Source organism: Paraburkholderia sp. AV2 (genome assembly GCF_054968425.1).
The window spans coordinates 1-18,150 of the sequence record NZ_JBANLK010000056.1; the positions used below are offsets into that span (position 1 = coordinate 1).

Consider the following 18,150-nt stretch of genomic DNA (forward strand, 5'->3'; position numbering starts at 1 on the left):
TTCACGGGAAAGTAAACAGCCCTTCCGGGCTCTTTTTGAACTGGCCTTTAAGGAATAAGCCGGTTCCACAACTGAGTGTCTGAGAGCACGCGCGTTCCGGTGGCAGTCCGGATGTAGCATCTTCAGGTTACCGACCGCATCCGTGCCACCGTCGATTTTACGAATCTCGTGGAACAGACGCCACCCACTGGATTTCGTAATCATCTGACAGCAAACTGGACAGGCCCGGTCCTGTGCGAGCCACAACCGGATCAGCCGCGTCCGGCCTTTGAGGGAGTCCGCCATCATGTTGCCAAGTCGAGCTTCAAAATAGCTTTCCCACTGCGGGTCGAACGGGTTAGCGACCGCCTGGATTTTCCGGTGCCGCCGGATCGGCGTGCTGGCAATATCGTATAGCGTCAGGAGTTCAGGCTTTCCCGTGCTGAGCGTTTTGCCGGTGGTCGTTCCAAAAACCCAGCGCTGTGCACCAACGGTCCAGAAATATTTCCGTTGTACCCAGCGTGCGCCTTTGTTCGGATGCCGACGCCGCGCCCAGCGCCATAGACACTGCCAGATCGCGTGACCAACTGCGCTGAAGATCTGTTTCGCCACAACTTGACGATGATAGTTCGCCCATCCGCGAATCAGTGGATTGAGCACACGGATCAGTAGATCCTGTCGTAGCGCCGCGCTGCCTTTCACGACTCCCCGCAGCTTGCGCAGGAAGCGCTGAATGCTCTTTCGGGCAGGCTTGATCAACAGCTTGCCACCATACTTGCGAACATTCATGCCGAGGAAGTTGAATCCCTCGTCGATATGCGTGATCCGGGTCTTCTCCGGCGATAGTGACAAGCCACGTTGCGCCAGAAACTGCTCGACCATCGGACGAACTTCATTGACCAGCACGTCTTTCGTTGCACCGGTGATGATAAAGTCGTCTGCATACCGAATGAGATTGACCTTGGACGCATCGCGAACGTGCTTGCGGAACTTCGATAGCAGCATCCGTTCTAGTCCATCCAAAGTCATATTCATTAACGTCGGCGAGATAATGCCCCCTTGTGGGGTACCCGCTTCCGTTGCGTGAAAGACATGGTTGTGAAGGTAGCCAGCCTTCAACCACCTCAGCAGAATCGCTTTGTCCATGGGGATGTGGGCGACCAGCCAGTCGTGCGAAATTTCGTCAAAGCAGCTACGGATATCGGCCTCCAGAATCCACCGCGCGCACTCGGGGCGGCCCAGCGCAATGAAGCACTGCTCGATTGCATCGGCGGCGGATCGGCTGACGCGGAATCCATAGGAATTCGGGTCAGCCTCGGTCTCCGCAACGGGCTCCAGGGCAAGCAGATATAGCGCCTGCTGCGCCCTGTCGACCATGCATGGAATTCCTAGCGGCCGCATTTTTGTCCCATCGGCCTTGGGGATATATATCCGTCTCAGCGGACGCGGCCGGTAGCCACGCCGTTTGAGTGACGACACTGCTTCGAGTCTGGACTTCGGTGTGGACCATGTGATGCCGTCCACGCCCGGCGTCCGTTTTCCCTGATTCTCAGTCACCCGTCTGACGGCGAGTGCCTTGCCGCTGAACGAGTGGGTCAGCAACCACTGTAAGGCTTTCACCTTCCCGCGCTTGCCGTCCTGTGTAGCCTTCACAATACGCGCCTGCAGCCGTCGGACCTCGCGATAACATCTGGCCCAATCAATGCCGTGCCAGTGAATGGCTAGATCGGAGGACGCACCTGTGCGGAACTTCTGCCCAGTCATCTGCATCTCCTCCTTTGACGGTTACTCAAGCTCTCTCGTGACGAAAGACCATGCAGAAGTCTGCCCGCTTTCGCGTGGGATGATGTTGCCTCGCGACTCAATCCCTATCCGTCCGGTTACAGGACAGCGTTCGCTTTCTCTGCACTCCCATGCCCGCATCACCAACAGTTTTCCTTACGGTTAACCTGCCCAATGGGCGGCGATACGGGGTTTCCTTGTTCCGCGTGGTTCGCACGAATGGTTTAGGTTCTGTCTGTCCGCCGGTAGTGCTGGTGTCCGTGCTGCCCCATTCAAGAGAGAGCAGTCCCACTACTTCCCATGTTGGGCGGGGCCTATCAGTACCTTTGGCCCTTCAAAGTGACGACGTTTAGCGACAGTTCACGTGTGTTAACCATGCCATCCAGCCTTGCACCCCATCCGCATTGGCACTAGCAGACGCGCATCAGCCTCACGACTCAAGCGTGGCTTTCGCCGGGTTACTTTGTCCCGGTGGCTTCACACCAGATCGTTACCAATCTCGCATGCACCGGTAGGCTACGGGCAACGGAATGCCCGGTTTTCTGTCGCCAGACTTCGGCGATAAAACAACGAACTACGCGACCTCAAGTCGCAACTCGAAGGCCTTGCCAGTGGTGATTCGTGGACCTGCTCCGGTTGATCTCGTCGTCGCCTGAGCGCTGTCGGCCAATTGGTTCGTTCGCGCGTTTGTCCGATAAGGGGGGCAGACGTGTGAGCGCATCGGGGCTTAAGCGCGACAAGCACACAGACGGTCGCTTGTTGATCTTGCCTTCTGCACGTACGGTCTGAGCTGCCTGTCGCTCGATGACAGACTTCCAGATGCTCATACGTCCATCATTTGACATGCGGGTTTATGACGAGGGTGATTACCGTGGATTCACTGAGTCTGGCTGATTAAGGCGATCACGGTTTGCCGAAAAGCCTGGCTTATGGGGCGCTTAACTGATTCAGGCGATGATTGGGCATAATCTTTTCGCCAGTTGCAGAGGCGATATCCCTTTTCACACCAATCAGCCAGAAAGACGTGGCCGCATCGCACTCGGCCGTGTGGGGTATCTCTACGAGATGCCGTGGGGATTGGGATGTCAGCATATTCCGTGTCGAGAAACAGCAGCATCGAGCTTACTCACTGCGCCGGCCGGCAGTGTCGAGCACGATCGCCGTTTCGTCGGCCACGAACGGGCCATCGACCAGTGCATCGGCCCCTTCGTGAGCGGCATCGGCCATTGACGCGCGAGCCGCACGCCGGATCGGCTCGGCGTACACGGACGCCAGATCGGAAAACCCGCCGTAGAAGTGCGGTACGACCACCCGCGCATCGGGTGAGAACCGGCCCAGCTCGGCAATCAGTTCGGCCACGGTCATCGGCTTGCCCTCGAGGCTGTAAGGCGTGGTTTGTTCAGCCGTCGATTCGGCACGGCCCTGCAGCGTGTCGGCCACAAACGCAGACGGCAATTCTGGGTTGTCGCGAGCAGCCCGCGCGAGCGGGGCCTCGTCAGGTTTGCGTGCTTTCGTCATGGTCGAGTCTCGCTGACATGAACGTTTGAGAAAAGGTGCCCCGAAGCGGCCCGGATTCCAACAGAAGTCGACACGACTCAGGCTGAGTGATCCGCAAGCGAAAGCCACGAGGGCCGCGTGATCCGCAGCCACGGGCCGAGCGTTTCCTTCACGCACTGCTGGCACAGATCGATTGCGACCGGACAACCATCGCCAAAGATCGACCCATAGCCGCCCTGGAACGCGATCGACAGCTTTTCATGCCAGTCCGGATCGTCGGGCGTGATGCGGCGCTGGCAGCGATCGCAGGTGCAGGCCGCGACTTCCTGCACGACCCTATCCTGATATTCGAGCATGGCAGATATCCTCCTGAAAGGGTCGACCCTATCCAAACACGTAGTGTACGGCCCCGCGACGTGCAAGGTTTATTGCTGATTTTTCTTCTCGACATGCACCCGGGTAGTGAGAGAGACACGTACGCAGTTCGCAATTTTGGAACCTCGCGCATTCGTGGTTGTGTCAGAAGTTAGCGAGAACGTGGTGCCGCACCGGTCACGTCAGAACGCAGCGCGTGTCTTTAATGTTAGGAAAATTGCTTTCAAAAGGCCTTCGCCTGGACGAGATTCGAGCGGCAGTCTCAGGACATACTTAAATTGTTATATGTACGTCGCCTAAGTATGCGCCCGGCCATATGTTGAAGTGCCAACTGATGGTCGCGGCAGCGAAGTAGGCATTGTGTTCGTCACAAACATTAGCGCGCTGCATTCCAAACTTTTTTGTCACTAGACAGTCGCCCTTTCCGCGGTCCGTGCCGCCTTGCGCGGCACTCGCAAAAAAGCCCTCGATTTTCAGGTCGAGGGCTTTTTCATTTGCACGTTCAGATCTTCAGCCGAGTGCGTCGATCACCTGCTGCGTCGAGCGCACATGTCCCATGTACGGGAACAGCTTCTCGAACGTGAAGCGATGCATGTCCTCGGCGAGGCTCGACGTGGCGTCTTCGACGAACACGAGCCGGAAGCCGCGATCGTAGGCCGCGCGCGCCGTCGATTCGACGCCGAAGTTCGTCGCGATGCCGCCCAGCACGATCGTGTCGATGCCGCGCCGGCGCAGTTGCAGTTCGAGATCCGTGCCGTAGAACGCACCCCACTGGCGTTTCGAAACGACGAGGTCGCCAGCTTGCACGCCGGTTTCCGGCACGAGCTCCGAAGCCTCGGCGGGCGCGGGCGGCGCGTCGGGCGCGCGCATGGAAACGTCGGCCTGGGGGAAGTGCAGTTCATTGAGCAGCACGCGTACCCATACGATGGCCGCGCCCTTGGCGCGCATCGCGTCGGCAAGCTGCTTCGCGTGCGCCACCACCTGCTGGCCGCCATACGGCGCGAGCGGGCGGCCCACGATGCCGTGCTGGAGATCGATCATCACGAGCGCCGTGCGGCTCGGGTCCAAAGAGAGGGCTTGCGTCATGGGGCACCTGTATGTGAGGATGGGCTCAGATAATGATACACCAGATGTGAGGGAGGCTTCAGATATGGCGGCAGGTCCGGCGGACGATCCCACCGCTTCGCGGCGCGTGCCGCGCCAGGAACGCGCGGCGCGCACGGTCGAGGCGCTGCTCGACGCGGCGGGGGACGCGTTTGCGCAACGCGGCTTCGAAAGCGCGACGATGACGCAGATCGCGCAGCAGGCCGGTGTGTCGATCGGCGCGGCGTATCAGTACTTTCCGAACAAGGAGGCGCTGGCGTTCGCGCTGCGCAAGCGCTACGGCGACGAGATCGACGCGCGCTGGAGCGCGCTAATCGATGCCGAAGGCACGCATCCTGGGCGACTGCCGCTCGCCGAGCTCGTCGAGCGGCTCTTCGACATGATGGTCGAGCTGATGGCCGACTATCCCGCGTATCTGCCGCTGCTTTCGGTCCCGCTGGGCTTCCGGCGCGACGCGGCGGCGCGCAACCGCCTGCGCGAGCGCTTCGCGGCGCTGTTCGCGCGCTACGACGAAACACTCGCCGCCGACGAGGCCTTCCGCGTCGCCGAGGTGATGCTGCAGATCATCAAGAGCCTCAATCCGCTCTACGCGGCGGCGAAGCCGAAGGAGCGCAAACTGCTCGTTGCCGAGTACAAGGGCGTGCTTTCGGCGTGGCTCGCCGCCAGGCTCGGTTGAGCCGCGTGAGCCGGTCGAGCCCTGGGCGCTAGCGCGCAAGCTGCTCGTCGCGCGAGCCGATCACGCGGTCGATCAGCCCATATTGGGCGGCTGCCTCGGCGGACATGTAGTTGTCGCGGTCCGTGTCCTTCACGATCTGCTCGATGCTCCTGCCCGTGCGTTCGGCCAGCATGGCGTTCAGGCGCTCGCGCTGGTACAGCACCTCGCGCGCCTGGATTTCGATGTCGGCGGCCGTGCCCTGGCTGCCGCCCGAAGGCTGATGAATCATGATGCGTGCATTTGGCAGTGCGTAGCGTTTGCCGGGTGCGCCCGCGGCAAGCAGAGAAGTGCCCATGCTCGCGGCGAACCCGGTGCATAGCGTCGAAACGTCGGGCTTGATGAACGCCATCGTGTCGTAGATCGCGAGACCGTCGTACACCGAGCCGCCCGGCGAATTGATGTACAGGCTGATGTCCTTTTCCGGGTTCTCGGCTTCGAGAAAGAGCAGTTGCGCGACGACGAGGCTGGCCGTCTGCTCGTTCACGGGCCCCACGAGAAACACGATGCGCTCGCGCAGCAGGCGCGAATAGATGTCGTAGGCGCGCTCGCCGCGCCCGGACGTTTCGATGACGGTGGGCACGAGATTGAGCGCGCTCGGGCGCATTGAAGCATGATGCGTGTTATGGGGGGGCATGGATATCCTCGCGGTGGAAGGGAGCGGCGTGATGTTTTGCGTCGCCGCTGCCATGACGCGTGGCTAGTGCGCTTCGTGACGAGAATATTTTTCCGGCCGCCTGTCACATCCGGGCGTCGCCAGACGTCTCATGCGTGGAACATCGGCAATCCTCTTGAGGCGAAGGAGCAATGCGAATGACGCAGAGTGCAGACGAAACCCGCGAATCGGGCGCCGGGCGCGCGGCCGCCACCTTTGACGCCCTGCGTGCCCGGCTGCTCGCGCTGGCGGCGCGGGTGCTGGGCAGCCGCGCGGAGGCCGAGGACGTCGTGCAGGACGCCTGGCTGCGCTGGCGGGAAGCCGACGCCGAAAGCGTGCGCGCGCCGCAGGCCTGGCTCACGACGGTGACGGTGCGCCTCGCGATCGACCGGTTGCGGCGCCTGCGCCGCGAGCGCGAAGGCGAGGCGCTCGCGCGGCTCACGCAGCCGTGGCTCGACGACGTCGCACCCTCGGCCGAGGAGGCGGGGCTGCGTGCCGCGCGCCTCGCCGAAGCGTGGCTCACGCTGCTGGCGCGGCTTGGCCCCGTCGAGCGGGCCGCGTTCGTGCTGCGCGAGGCGTTCGAGTGCGATTACGCCGAGATTGCGGCGCTGGTGGGCTGCACGAGCGCGCATTGCCGCCAGATCGTGCATCGGGCGAGGGCGCGGCTCGCGCGGGCTCCGGAGGTGCGCCGGGCGTCCGAGGCGCCGGCCGACCCCGCACAGCAGGCGCGCGTGGTGGAGCGGCTACGCGAGGTACTCGAAGCCCAGGACCGGGCGGGGCTGATGGAATTGCTCGGGTTGGCGGTTGCGGGGCCGCAGCGCGTGGAAAAGGCGGCGGTGCTCGACGTGTCGATGACGGCCATGGAGCAAGGCGCGCTGCATGCCGAGGCGCTGACGCTCGAAGGCGAGCCGGGCATCGCGCTCGTCGCCGAAAACGGCGAGCTGACGGCGTGGCTGCGCGTGCGTGTCGCGACCGCTGGCTCTGCCGAACCGATGCTGTGCATTGAAATGAGCGTGAATACAACCGCGCTGCAGGAAGCCAATCGCGTCTTCGGGGGCGCGGCGGTGCGCCGGTTGCTGGCGGAGGTGGCGTCGGGCAGCGGTGCGGCGCCGCTGGTGGCGCAGCCGCCGGCGCTGGGCGTCGGCGGCGTGCTCGTCGGCTAGCGGTACCTTGGGGCGCGCATTGTTGGACGCGTCTTAACCGCGCTGGGCGGTCACTTCCCAGTTGATGTCCACGCACAGTACCTGCAGGCCGTGCGGCGTCTGCGCCGCGATCGACGCGGTCACGCACAGGTGCGCTTCGTTGATCGACAAATAGGGCGGCGTGAGATGCACGCTGCCCGGCGCGCGCATCGCGCCGATGAAGTAGGGGCGCCGCTCCCAGCTCGCGCCTTCCGAATGCAGCAGCGGGCGAAAGCGCTTGGTCCGCTGCGTCGTGCGGCCTTCGGGCACCACGTTGTCGCCGATCTGGCGGCCCGACGCGTCCAGCAGGAAGCAGCGCGCCGTTTCCTGGAGTTCGAGCAGCCCCGGTGTGGCGTCGTTCATGGATGCTCCCGCGTCGAGCTTTGCGGCAGCCGCTTCCATGGCGCTCACATAAGGCGCGAGGCGCAGCGACTGCGCCCGTTCGCGCTGGGTCACGCGCTCGCGCAGCGCTGCCGAGAGCTCGTCCATCAGCCGCGCGGCCGTGGTCGGCGGCACCGGCTCGACTTCGGGGCGCGCGAAATACGCGCCCTGCACGAAGTCGGCATTGCTTTCCAGCGCGATCAGCGCGTCGCGCTCCGTCGAGAGCCCGCCCACCAGCACGAGCTGGCCGGACTCGTGCAGCATCGAGACGAGGCCGGGCAGCACGCGTTCGATGTGCGCGTGGCGGCTTGCCTGCATGAGCAGGCTGCGGTCGAGCGTGACGATGTCGGGGCGTAGCTGCCAGACGCGGTCGATGTTCGAGTGCTTCGCGCCGAAGCCGTCCAGCGCGATCACGAAACCGCTCTTGCGCAGCCCGTCGATGATTTCCGCAAAGCGCGAGTTTTCGCCGCCCGCCTGCTCCGACACTTCGAGCACCACGCGCTGCGGCTGCAGCCCGAGCGTCTTGAGGCCGGCGAGCAGGGCGTCGCCATAGCTCGTATCCATGAGCGCGGCGGGGTGCAGGCTCAGGAAGAGCCATTCGTCATGCGAATCGAACGCATTGAAGTTGCCGAGGTGCAGCGATTCGGCGAGACGGCCGAGCTCCAGCAGGTCGCCGCGGCGCGCGGCCTGCGTGAACACTTCCTGCGACGGCACCTGCATGCCGTGCTCGTCGTGCGCGCGCAGCGTGGCGTGATAGCCGATCGCGCGGCGGTGGGCAACCGAGAACACCGGCTGGAACACGCTGAACACGGTGTAGCTGCTGTACAGCACGGTGCGGCGGGCGCCTTCCACGCCCGCGACAGGGCGCGACTGGAAGCCGGGGGGATCGAGGTCGATCATGCTCGTCGTCATATCGAGGGAAGGCGTGCGCTCGGGACGCTACGCCGAAGCGTCAAGTTTACAGGATAGGTCAGCAAAAAGTATGCGCGTTCGGGAACAGGCGCGCCGGGCGGCATGCTGCGGTACCGCACGGCGTGGCGCCTGGCCCGCGCGTCGAGCATCCACGCACCGCGCAGTCGCTGCATGCACTGCAGCGGTGCGCGGCGGCTGTGCGCACAACGATGTTCTTACGCCTCTCCTGCGCGTCTTCCATGCCCGCTAGGTCCGCTCGGACGGATCGGTTTTCTTCGCCGTGTGCCGCAGGTCGGGCGCGAGCTGCCCGAAGATCCACGACGAAGCGGCCGTGATGATGCCCACACAGATGAACGTGGCGTGGAAGGCGGGAACCACGCTTGAGCCCGTGGCGTGGCGGACGAGCCCGGTGAAGGTCGTGAGAAGCGCGCCGGCGACGGTCACGCCGAGGCTCATCGAAAGCATCTGCACGAGCGAGAACAGGCTGTTGCCGCTGCTCGCGCCGCCCGTGCCGAGATCCTTGAGCGTGAGCGTGTTCATCGCGGTGAATTGCATCGAGTTCACGCTGCCGAAGATCGCGAGCTGCACGATGCGCAGCCACAGCGGTTCGCCGGGCGTGGAGAGCGCGAAGCTCGCCATCGCGAGTCCCACGAGCACGGTATTCGCCACGAGCACCTGACGGTAGCCGTAGCGCATGATGAGGCGCGTCACGAGCCGCTTGGAGAACATGCCGGCGGCGGCCGTGGGCAGCATCATGAGGCCCGCTTCGAACGGCGTGTAGCCAAGCGCGACCTGCAGCAGGAGCGGAATCAGATACGGCATCGCGCCGCTGCCGATGCGCGCGAACATGTTGCCGAGCAGCCCCACGCTGAACGTGTGGATCTTGAAGAGGTCGAGCGAGAAGATGGGGCGCGGCGTGCGCACGGCGTGCAGCCCGTAGGCGACGAACGCGGCCAGCGAGAGGATCAGCAGCACGAGCACGGCGGCTTCCTGGATGCCGAGCTCGGCGCGGCCGTCGAGCGCGAACGAGATCGTCACCATGCCCGTCACGAGCAGCAGGTAGCCGGGCAGGTCGAAGCGCGGCGTGTCGGGGTTGCGGCTGTCGGGCATGAAGATGAACGTGGCGATGCAGCCCACCACGCCCACGGGCACGTTGATGAGAAAGATCCAGTGCCACGAAGCGATCTGCACGAGCCAGCCGCCCAGCGTCGGGCCGATCAGCGGGCCGATCAGGCCGGGAATCGCGACGAACGAGAGCGCGGGCAGATAGCGTTCGGCGGGAAAGGTGCGCAGCACGGCGAGCCGTCCGACCGGCAGCAGCATCGCGCCGCCCACGCCTTGCGCGATGCGCGAGAGCACGAGCTGCATGAGCGTGTGCGAGCCCGCGCACAGCAGCGAGCCCACCGTGAACACGAGGATCGCGCCGAGGAACACGCGGCGCGTGCCGAGCTTGTCGGCGAGCCAGCCGGAGACCGGGATCATCACGGCCATCGTCAGCGAATACGCGATCACGACCGACTGCATGCTGAGCGGGCGCTCGCCGAGGCTCGTCGCCATGGCGGGCAGCGCCGTGTTGACGATGGTCGAGTCGAGGGTCTGCATGAAGAAGCCGGTGGCGACGAGCCACAGCATGACGGACAGCGAACGGGGCGAGGGCGTGGCGGCGGGCGTCTGGCTGGCGGGGGCGGACATGGGGCGGCGGGGGCGCTCAGGCGGTTGGCTGGCAGCCGCCATTGTAGGGAAAACGGCGTACGGCCGCAGTCGGGCGGGACGCCATGGGGGCTCGGGGAACGGTCGCAGCCTGGAGTCAGGCGTCCAGCCTCGCCGCCGCCGTGAAGAACGCCTGGGCGCGCGGATCGAGCACGAGCGCCGCATTGATGCGGATCCACGGGCTTGTCTCGCCGTGCGGCCGGAAGTGGCTACCCGGCGACACGGTGACGCCGAAGGCCTCGGCGCATGCCGCGAGCTTCGCCGAATCCTCGATGTGCGGGACGCGCGCACAGACGAACTTGCCGCCGAACTTGCCGGTGAAGACGCCGCCCGCCGGCCGGGCGAAGAGTTCCCAGCCGTGATCGTCCAGCGTGCGCGTGGCGTTGCCGAGCGCCTCCGCCATGCGCCGCCGCAATCGTTCGAGGTACTTGCGATAGGCGCCGCGCTCGAGCAGCGTGGCGGCCACGGCCTGGGTGAAGCGCGAGCCGCTGATGGTGGTGAGCGCCTTGATGGACGCGAGATCGCGCGTCACCTCGGGGCGGGCGACGACATAACCCACGCGCAGCGAAGACGACAGCGTTTTCGACAGCCCCGCCACGTACACCACGTGCTCGAACTGGTCGAGTGCGGCGAGGCGGTCGGTGGGATCGGCCTGGAAGTCGGCGTAGATGTCGTCCTCGACGATCGTGAAGCGGTGCTCGCGTGCGAGCTGCAGCAAGCGGAAGGCGACGGGCGGCGTGATCGTCGTGCCGGTCGGGTTATGGAACACGGTGTTGACGAAGTACGCGCGCGGCCGGTGTTCGGCCAGCATCGCATGCAGGTGGTCGAGGTCCGGACCGATGGCCGTGCGCCGGATGCCGACGAGCTTGACGCCGTGCAGCTTCAGGAGGCCGTAGAGGTTGTAGTAGCCGGGGTCTTCCACGAACACCGTGTCGCCGGGCTTGAGCATGTAGCGGATCAGCAGATCGAGGCCCTCGCTCGCGCCTTCGGTAATGAGGATCTGCTGCGTATCGGCGACGATGCCGAGCGGTGCGAGCCGGTTGCGCAGATGCTCGCGCAGCGTCGCTTCGCCGAGCGGCGAACCGTAGTCGACGAGACTCGTCGGGTCGGTGCGCGAGACATGGCGGATCGCCTGGCCGATCGCATCGAGGTCGCGCCAGGCCTGCGGGATCGAGCCGCTGTCGAGCTGCAGCACTTCGCCGGGCCGGTTGAGCGCGGAGAGCAGGTGGCCCGATTCGTCGGCGGCGTTCGCGGGGTCGCAGGTGCCCATGCCGGCCATGCCCGCCTGGGCGTGTTCGCTCACGTAGAAGCCCGAGCCGTGCCGCGAGTCGAGATAGCCGAGCGAGACGAGACGGTCGTAGGCCTCGATCACGGGAAAGCGGCTGATGCGGTAGTCGGTGGCGAACTGGCGGATCGACGGCAGGCGTGCGCCGGGATGCGCCGAGCGCGAGCGGATCCAGTCCTGCACGCCGGCGACGATCTGGTCGGTGAGCGGAACCTGGCTTGCGCGGTCGAGTTCGAGTTTCATGCGGGCCTCGCGGCTTCAGCCGGCAGCGGGATAACTGTCCGGTTTTTTGACTGCACAGTTCCGAACGAACTGTTCGGAACTGTGCATGGGTTACGGTGGCGCTGACCGCAATAATGCTTCAACCGGGAAGGGCATTCAAGGAGCGAAGCGATGCGCGAAATCCGTGTTTTCGAGCTGGAACATCAGGAGCCCGTGCAGACCTGGCGGCTGGCGCAGCCGCTGCAACTGCATGTGACCGAAGGCGAGCTTTGGCTGACGATGGACGGCGATGCGAGCGACTACTGGCTGCGCAAGGGCGAATCGCTGGAGCTTGCGGGCGGGATCGCCGTGCGCCTCAGCGCAGGGAGCGCGGGGGCGCGCTTCATGATGGCGTTGGGCGGTGCGTCGGGGGCAACGCGCCCGGTCGAGGTGCCCGGCTTCGCGGCCACGCTTGCCGGGGCGTTGCGCGGCTGGGCCTCGCGTAGCGGCTGGCGCACGCGGGCAGCGGGCTAGCCTGTGGGCCAGGTAGCCAGGTAGCCACGTAAGCGCCTGGCTCGCCGCCTGGGCTCCGCTTCAGCCCGCTTCGGCAAACTCCCCCACATAGCGCGCGCGAGGACGGATCAACCGTCCATCGGCAATCTGCTCCAGCGCGTGCGCGATCCAGCCCGTTACGCGGCCCGCGGCGAACAGCGTGAAGGCCGCGCCGCGCGGCAGTTCGAGCACGCGTTCGATAGCTGCCAGCGCGAAATCGAGGGTCGGGCGAGCGCTCGTGGTTTCGGCCACGGCTTGTGCAAGCGCATCGATCTCGCCCATCGCCGAACGCGCCGGCGCGCGCTGCGCAAGCTGGTCGAGCAGCAGCCGCGCGCGCGGATCGCCCTCCGGATAAAGCGGATGGCCGAAGCCGGCGAGCCGCGCGGCCATGCCGTGCTCGTCGGGCACGAGGCGCTCCGCGAGAAAGCGATGCAGGTCGCCGGCGCGCGCGGCGTCGTCGAAGAGCGCGGCCACGCGCACCGTCTCGCCGCCGTGGCGCGGGCCCGCCAGCGCCGCCAGGCCGCCTGCCGCGGCGCCGAACAGATGCATGCCGGTCGAGACGATGCAGCGGACCGAGAACGTCGAGGCATTCAATTCATGATCGGCGCACAGCACCAGCGCCGCGCGCAGCAGCTCGGCCTGCGCGCGCGATCTCAGGCCCCAGGCCGACGCAAGCTGGCGGTGCAGCGGCTCGTTCGACGGCGCCGCGGAAATTAGCGCGGCGGCCAGCAGGCGCATCAATATCGAACCCGTATCGATCTGCGCGTCCCGGCCTTGCGCCCAGACGCGCGGCATCTGCGCGGCGGCGGCCGGCAGCAGCACGAGCGCGCGTTCGACCGGCGTATGCGCGCTCCAGAGCTTGAGCCACGCGGCCCATTGCGCCGCCGTGATGGGTGTGGGCGGTGCCTCCATGATCCGGCGCGGAGAGCATTCCCAGAGCAGCGCGGCGACTTCCTCTAGCGTGGCGTGCCGGGCGAGTTCGACGGCGTCCTGGCCGCGATAGCGCAGCTTGCCGTCGGCGATGAGCGTGATCGACGATTCGAGCACGGGCACGCCCCAGTCCAGCACTTTCTGCGCGACCTTGCCGGCGCGCTTGCCGTCGGCCTTGCGGCGCGCGAGGCGGCGCACTTCGGCGGCGGAGTAGCGGTTCTGGCGGCCAACGGCCGCGGGCGCGGAGGAGAGCAGCCCGCGGCTCACGTAGGCGTAGAGCGTGGCCCGGCTGATGCCGAGCGTGTCGGCGGCTTCGGCTGCGGTCATATAGCTGGACATGGTGGCTCGCGTGGGAAAACCCGAAAAATCAATCTATATTGATTATATTAATCAAGATTGATTGCTTGTCCACCATGAAACTAGACTCGGTGGCACTTCCCACGAATTCGAAGGAGTGGCCGCCATGACGCCCCGCGACGCGCTCGAACACCTCTGGATGCTGGCCGATTGCGATCCTGCCGCGCTCGACATGCTGCAGATCGAGGGTGAAGACCCGGGACTGCCATCGGTATTTCGCGTCGGCACGCTGGCGGCGGCGACGATCGGCGCGGCGGGGCTCGCGGCGGCGCAGCTTCACCGCATGCGCAGCGGCGAGGCGCAGCGCGTGGACGTCGACGTGCGCCGCGCGCTCGCGGCGTTTCGCAGCGAGCGCTATCTGAGCGTGGAGGGCGGGCCGCCGATCGAACTGAGTCATCCGGTGACGGGCTACTTCGCGACGCGCGACGGCCGCTGGATTCAGCTTCATGCGAACTTTGCCCACCACCTCGAAGGGATTCTGCGCGTGCTCGGCTGCACGGGCGAGCGCGAGACCGTGGCCGCGGCCATCCGCGGCTGGGACGGCGCCGAGCTCGACAGCGCGCTCGCGCAGGCCGGCCTCTGCGCGGCGCTCATTCGTTCGCCGCGCGAGTGGGCCGCGCTCGAGCAGGCCAAGGCCATTGCGAACCTGCCGCTGTTCGAGATCGAGCGTATTGGCGATGCGCCGCGCGAGATGCCCAGGGCACCGTTCGAGCGCGCAGGCCATGCGGACCGCTTGCGTCCGCTCGAAGGCGTGCGCGTGCTGGACCTCACGCGCATCATCGCGGGGCCGGTGGCAGGCCGCACGCTCGCCTCGCATGGCGCCGACGTGCTGCTCGTGAACGGCGCGCATCTGCCCAATATCGCGCCGCTCGTGATCGACAACGGCCGCGGCAAACGCTCCACCACGCTCGATCTGCGCGAGCGCGCGGGATGTGAGGCGCTGCGCGAGCTCGCGCGCGACGCCGACGTTTTCCTGCAGTCGTACCGCCCCGGCGCGCTCGCCGCGCGCGGCTTCGCGCCCGAGGAGCTGGCGCGTTTGCGGCCCGGCATCGTGTGCGTTTCGGTCAGCGCCTATGGCCATCGCGGGCCGTGGCGCGAGCGGCGTGGCTTCGACAGTCTCGTGCAGTCCGCGAGCGGCATCGTCTGGGCAGAGAGCGTGGAGGCTTCGCGCGGCAGCGGTGTCGAGCCGTTCGAGGCGCCGCGGCCGCTGCCTTGCCAGGCGCTCGATCATGCAACGGGCTATCTGGCGGCGTTCGGTGCGATGGTTGCGCTCGCGCGTCGTGCCACGGAAGGCGGCAGTTGGCACGTGCGCGTCTCGCTCGCGCAGACGGGGCGCTGGCTGCAAACGATGGGCAGGGTGGAGGAGGGCCAGCGCGTGCCCGACCCGCAGGCGCAGGACGTGGCCGATTGCCTCGAAACCATGGACTCGCCGTTCGGGCGGCTGCGGGTGGCGGCCAGCGCCGAGCGGCTCTCGCTCACGCCGGCGCATTTCGCCCGACCGCCCGTGCCAATCGGCACCGATGCGCCCGCGTGGCCCGGCTGCTCCGCCTGAAGCCTACTTGCGCAGCTCCGCAACGAAATCGTAATAGTCGTTGCGGCAGTAGGTGTCGGTGAGCTCGATGGCGCGCTGGTCGGCCGTGTAGCCCACGCGCGTGATGAGCAGGAGCGCTTCGTTGCGCGCGATGCTCATCTGCTGCGCGATTTCCTCGCTCGCATTGACGGCGCGAAAGTGCTGCAACGCGCGCACGATCGCAAGGCCGCGCTGTTCCAGAAAGCTGTAGAGCGAATCGCCGATCGCGCCCGGATCGGGAATCAGCGCGGCCGGAAAGGTGGAATTTTCCACGGCCATGACGATGCCGTCCGCGAGCCGCAGACGTTTCAGCCGTGTGACAGCGGCCGCGGGCGAGAGGCCGAGCTGGATCACTTCGTCGCGGCTGGCCGGCTGGATTTCGCGCGAGAGCCAGCGCGAGCTGGGCGTGAAGCCGCGCTGGCGCAGCATCTCGCTGAAGCTCGTGAGGCGCGAGAGCGGATCTTCGTAGCGCGGCGTGATGAAACTGCCTGCGCCCTGCGTGCGGCGGATCAACCCCTGCTCGACGAGGAGCGCAATCGCCTTGCGCGCCGTGATGCGCGAGACGCCGAGCGCGTCGGCCAGCACGCGCTCGGACGGCAGCGCCTCGCCGGCGTTCCAGCGGTTCTCGTGAATGGCGGTGCTCAGCTTGCGTGCGAGCTGCAGATAGAGCGGCGTATCGTTGTCCGGGTCCGGGCGCAGATCGCGCCAGCGGTCTTCCGTGAGTGCGTTCATGGGAAACGGGCATGAAAGGCGAACGGCAATTTTATGACATAGGCGCATCAGTTCGCTAATGGGCGAGTTACGGAGGCGCGCATGATCCGGTGCTGTGCGAGGCGCTACACTGGTTCCTTACGCGATACTTCGCGTGTCTTCGCGCTCGACCGTTGCCGCTTTTCGCCGCGCAGGCGGTTCGGGCGCGGTGCAAGGAGCCAGCCAACATGACTACCGAACTGCCCAGCGTCGCACTGCCCGATGGCGAACGCATTCCGAAGCTCGGCCAGGGCACGTGGGAGATGGGCGAGCGCGCCGCGCGACGCGGCGAAGAGATCGCCGCGCTGCGCGAGGGCATTGCGCTCGGCATGACGCTCATCGACACCGCCGAGATGTACGGTGACGGCGCAACCGAACTGCTGGTCGGCGAGGCCTTGCGGGGCCTGCGCGACGAAGCGTTTCTCGTGAGCAAGGTGTATCCGCACAACGCGAGCCGGCGCGGCGTGCAGACGGCCTGCGAGGCCAGCCTCAAGCGCCTCGGCACCGACCGGCTCGACCTCTATCTGCTGCACTGGCCCGGCGGCGTGCCGCTCGAGGAAACGGTCGAGGGCTTCGCGGCGCTCGCGCGCGCGGGCAAGATCCGCCACTGGGGCGTGAGTAATTTCGATACCGGCGACATGGAAGCGCTCTTCGACGTGTCAGGCGGAGAGGCTTGCGCAACGAACCAGATTCTCTACAACGTCGCGCGGCGCGGCGCGGAATTCGATCTGCTGCCCTGGAGCGCGGAGCATCGCATGCCGGTGATGGCGTATAGCCCCGTCGATCATGCGCGGCTGCCGAAGCGTTCGCCGCTCGACGACATCGCTCAGGCGCACGGCGTGTCGGTGTATCAGGTCGCAATGGCCTGGGTGCTGCGTCAGCCGGGCGTGTGTGCGATTCCCAAGGCGGCGCGCATCGAACACGTGCGCGACAATCGCGCGGCGCTCGATCTCGTCCTGAGCCCGCAGGACTACGCTGCGCTCGACACGTACTTCAAACCGCCACGCGGCAAGCGGCCGCTCGAAATGCTCTGAGAATGCTTTAAAGGCGATTCAGACGAAAGCGCGTTGCGAGCAGACAGCAGGGGAAGCCGGCATCCGGTCCCCGGCGGCGGTTCCCGGCCGGGGGACCGGGAGACCGCCGCCGTTGCCTGGAAAGGCGCGATCGGCCATCGCGCCCATTCGGGGGAGCTGAGGTGGTGCGTGCGCACCGCCGTGCGAGGTCAATGACCACCGCCGCCGCCGTGACCGCCGCCGTGGCCACTGCCGCCGCCATGGCCACTGCCGCTGTTGCCGTGGCCGCTGCCGAAACCACCACCAAAGCCACCGCCGAAACCGCCACCGAAGCCACCGCCAGCGCTGCCGCCAAACCCGCCGCCGGCTGCGCCAGCCCCTCCTGCCGCGCCACCGCAACCGCAGCCGCCGGAACTGCCGGAGCTACCGCCTCCACCTGAGTTGCCGCCGCCGCCGGAGTTACCACCACCACCGGAGCTACCGCCGCCGCCGGAACTGCCGCCCCCACCACCGGAGCTACCGCCGCCGCCAGAACTGCCGCTCCCACCGCCGGAGCTGCCTCCGCCGCTCGACCCTCCGTGCCCTGCGCTGCCGCTGCTGCCGGCCGCGCCTGCCGAGCCGCTGGAACCTGCGCCGGCCGCACCCGCGCCCGCGCCGCCACCGCTGTTGCCCGATCCACCCGATCCGCCCGATCCGCCGCAGCCGCCTCGCTTGCCGGCGCAGGTGTCGTCTAGCGCGAATACCGCGGCGACGTCTGCGGCCAGCGCGCCGGAACCGGACGCCCCATCGGCGCCGGAAGCGTCGGTCTGGGCGATTTGCACCACGGGGGACGTAGCTTGCGCGCCGCTCGCCGTCAGCGCGGGAGCGGCGCCGATGATCAGTTGCGCGTCGACGTCTTCGCTATCCCCGGCGTGCGCCGCGAGCGCGGGCAGCAACAGGCTCGCACCGACCACGCACGCCGCGGCTCCCCGGGTTATCCGATAGTAGTACTGATGAATGGTCGTATTGTTCATTGCTTTCTCCCGGGAGGCAGCGGCATGTTGCAGCCGTTGCCTCTCGTGCGCCTTATGTCTGGCAGCGTGCGGTTGCGCACACACGCCGACCCCCGTCAGGTCGTGATCGCACGGCGCCAGCATGCGCAGCATAGCCGGCGGGAGCGGTCTGCAGGACATCCGGCCGACGAATCGGCGGGCGGCCGGATAGG

The 18,150-nt window shown here is 66.5% G+C and carries 16 protein-coding genes; 5 read left to right on the forward strand and 11 right to left on the reverse strand.

The features are described 5' to 3' along the window. The 4 genes from ltrA to V8683_RS27015 form a co-directional block, all read right to left on the reverse strand. Nucleotides 1-1,743 (reverse strand): group II intron reverse transcriptase/maturase (gene ltrA, locus V8683_RS27000; RefSeq protein ID WP_462880699.1); only part of this gene is annotated, 1,743 nt, incomplete at its 3' end. Nucleotides 1,744-2,883: 1,140 nt separating this feature from the next. Next, nucleotides 2,884-3,279 (reverse strand): hypothetical protein, encoded by a 396-nt coding sequence (locus V8683_RS27005; protein WP_411188700.1) that lies wholly within the window; start codon nt 3,277-3,279, stop codon nt 2,884-2,886. Between the two features lie 77 nt (nt 3,280-3,356). Next, nucleotides 3,357-3,614 (reverse strand): hypothetical protein, encoded by a 258-nt coding sequence (locus V8683_RS27010; protein WP_411188701.1) that lies wholly within the window; start codon nt 3,612-3,614, stop codon nt 3,357-3,359. A 529-nt stretch (nt 3,615-4,143) separates the two neighbouring features. Next, nucleotides 4,144-4,719 carry an isochorismatase family protein gene (locus V8683_RS27015; RefSeq protein WP_411188702.1) on the reverse strand — a complete coding sequence of 192 codons (576 nt, stop codon included), beginning with the start codon at nt 4,717-4,719 and terminating at the stop codon, nt 4,144-4,146. 64 nt (nt 4,720-4,783) lie between these two features. Here V8683_RS27015 and V8683_RS27020 point away from each other — a divergent pair, with 64 nt between their 5' ends. After that, nucleotides 4,784-5,413, forward strand: a complete 630-nt coding sequence (locus tag V8683_RS27020; RefSeq protein WP_411188703.1) for a TetR family transcriptional regulator — start codon at nt 4,784-4,786, stop codon at nt 5,411-5,413. A 28-nt stretch (nt 5,414-5,441) separates the two neighbouring features. Here V8683_RS27020 and clpP read toward each other — a convergent pair whose 3' ends face one another. Continuing rightward, a complete protein-coding gene (clpP, locus tag V8683_RS27025; protein ID WP_411188704.1) occupies nt 5,442-6,086 on the reverse strand; it encodes an ATP-dependent Clp endopeptidase proteolytic subunit ClpP in 645 nt (214 codons plus the stop codon). A 176-nt stretch (nt 6,087-6,262) separates the two neighbouring features. Between clpP and V8683_RS27030 the strand changes: the two genes are divergently transcribed. Continuing rightward, entirely contained in the window at nt 6,263-7,267 is a 1,005-nt protein-coding gene (locus tag V8683_RS27030; protein ID WP_411188705.1) for a sigma-70 family RNA polymerase sigma factor, read from the forward strand. Nucleotides 7,268-7,300: 33 nt separating this feature from the next. On the opposite strand, the gene V8683_RS27035 is transcribed toward V8683_RS27030, so the two are convergent. From V8683_RS27035 to V8683_RS27045, 3 genes are all read right to left on the reverse strand, one after another. Continuing rightward, nucleotides 7,301-8,578: an EAL domain-containing protein gene (locus V8683_RS27035; protein WP_411188706.1), complete on the reverse strand. Its 1,278-nt coding sequence runs from the start codon at nt 8,576-8,578 to the stop codon at nt 7,301-7,303. 246 nt (nt 8,579-8,824) lie between these two features. After that, the gene (gene mdtD / locus V8683_RS27040; RefSeq protein ID WP_411188707.1) at nt 8,825-10,270 is read right to left on the reverse strand and encodes a multidrug transporter subunit MdtD; all 1,446 of its coding nucleotides are present in this window, start codon (nt 10,268-10,270) and stop codon (nt 8,825-8,827) included. A gap of 115 nt (nt 10,271-10,385) precedes the next feature. Then, nucleotides 10,386-11,816 carry an aminotransferase-like domain-containing protein gene (locus V8683_RS27045; protein WP_411188708.1) on the reverse strand — a complete coding sequence of 477 codons (1,431 nt, stop codon included), beginning with the start codon at nt 11,814-11,816 and terminating at the stop codon, nt 10,386-10,388. Nucleotides 11,817-11,966: 150 nt separating this feature from the next. Between V8683_RS27045 and V8683_RS27050 the strand changes: the two genes are divergently transcribed. Beyond that, complete coding sequence (locus V8683_RS27050) at nt 11,967-12,308, forward strand: DUF2917 domain-containing protein (protein WP_411188709.1); 342 nt, start codon at nt 11,967-11,969, stop codon at nt 12,306-12,308. A 60-nt stretch (nt 12,309-12,368) separates the two neighbouring features. On the opposite strand, the gene V8683_RS27055 is transcribed toward V8683_RS27050, so the two are convergent. Beyond that, nucleotides 12,369-13,595, reverse strand: coding sequence for a citrate synthase family protein (locus V8683_RS27055; RefSeq protein WP_411188710.1), 1,227 nt, complete (start codon nt 13,593-13,595; stop codon nt 12,369-12,371). Between the two features lie 124 nt (nt 13,596-13,719). On the opposite strand from V8683_RS27055, the gene V8683_RS27060 reads away from it, so the two are divergent. Continuing rightward, nucleotides 13,720-15,165: a CoA transferase gene (locus tag V8683_RS27060; RefSeq protein WP_411188711.1), complete on the forward strand. Its 1,446-nt coding sequence runs from the start codon at nt 13,720-13,722 to the stop codon at nt 15,163-15,165. Nucleotides 15,166-15,168: 3 nt separating this feature from the next. Here V8683_RS27060 and V8683_RS27065 read toward each other — a convergent pair whose 3' ends face one another. Next, nucleotides 15,169-15,915: a GntR family transcriptional regulator gene (locus tag V8683_RS27065; protein ID WP_411188712.1), complete on the reverse strand. Its 747-nt coding sequence runs from the start codon at nt 15,913-15,915 to the stop codon at nt 15,169-15,171. Nucleotides 15,916-16,121: 206 nt separating this feature from the next. On the opposite strand from V8683_RS27065, the gene V8683_RS27070 reads away from it, so the two are divergent. After that, nucleotides 16,122-16,967, forward strand: a complete 846-nt coding sequence (locus V8683_RS27070; RefSeq protein WP_411188713.1) for an aldo/keto reductase — start codon at nt 16,122-16,124, stop codon at nt 16,965-16,967. A 188-nt stretch (nt 16,968-17,155) separates the two neighbouring features. On the opposite strand, the gene V8683_RS27075 is transcribed toward V8683_RS27070, so the two are convergent. Further along, the gene (locus V8683_RS27075; RefSeq protein WP_411188715.1) at nt 17,156-17,959 is read right to left on the reverse strand and encodes a hypothetical protein; all 804 of its coding nucleotides are present in this window, start codon (nt 17,957-17,959) and stop codon (nt 17,156-17,158) included. Nucleotides 17,960-18,150 lie beyond the last annotated feature (191 nt).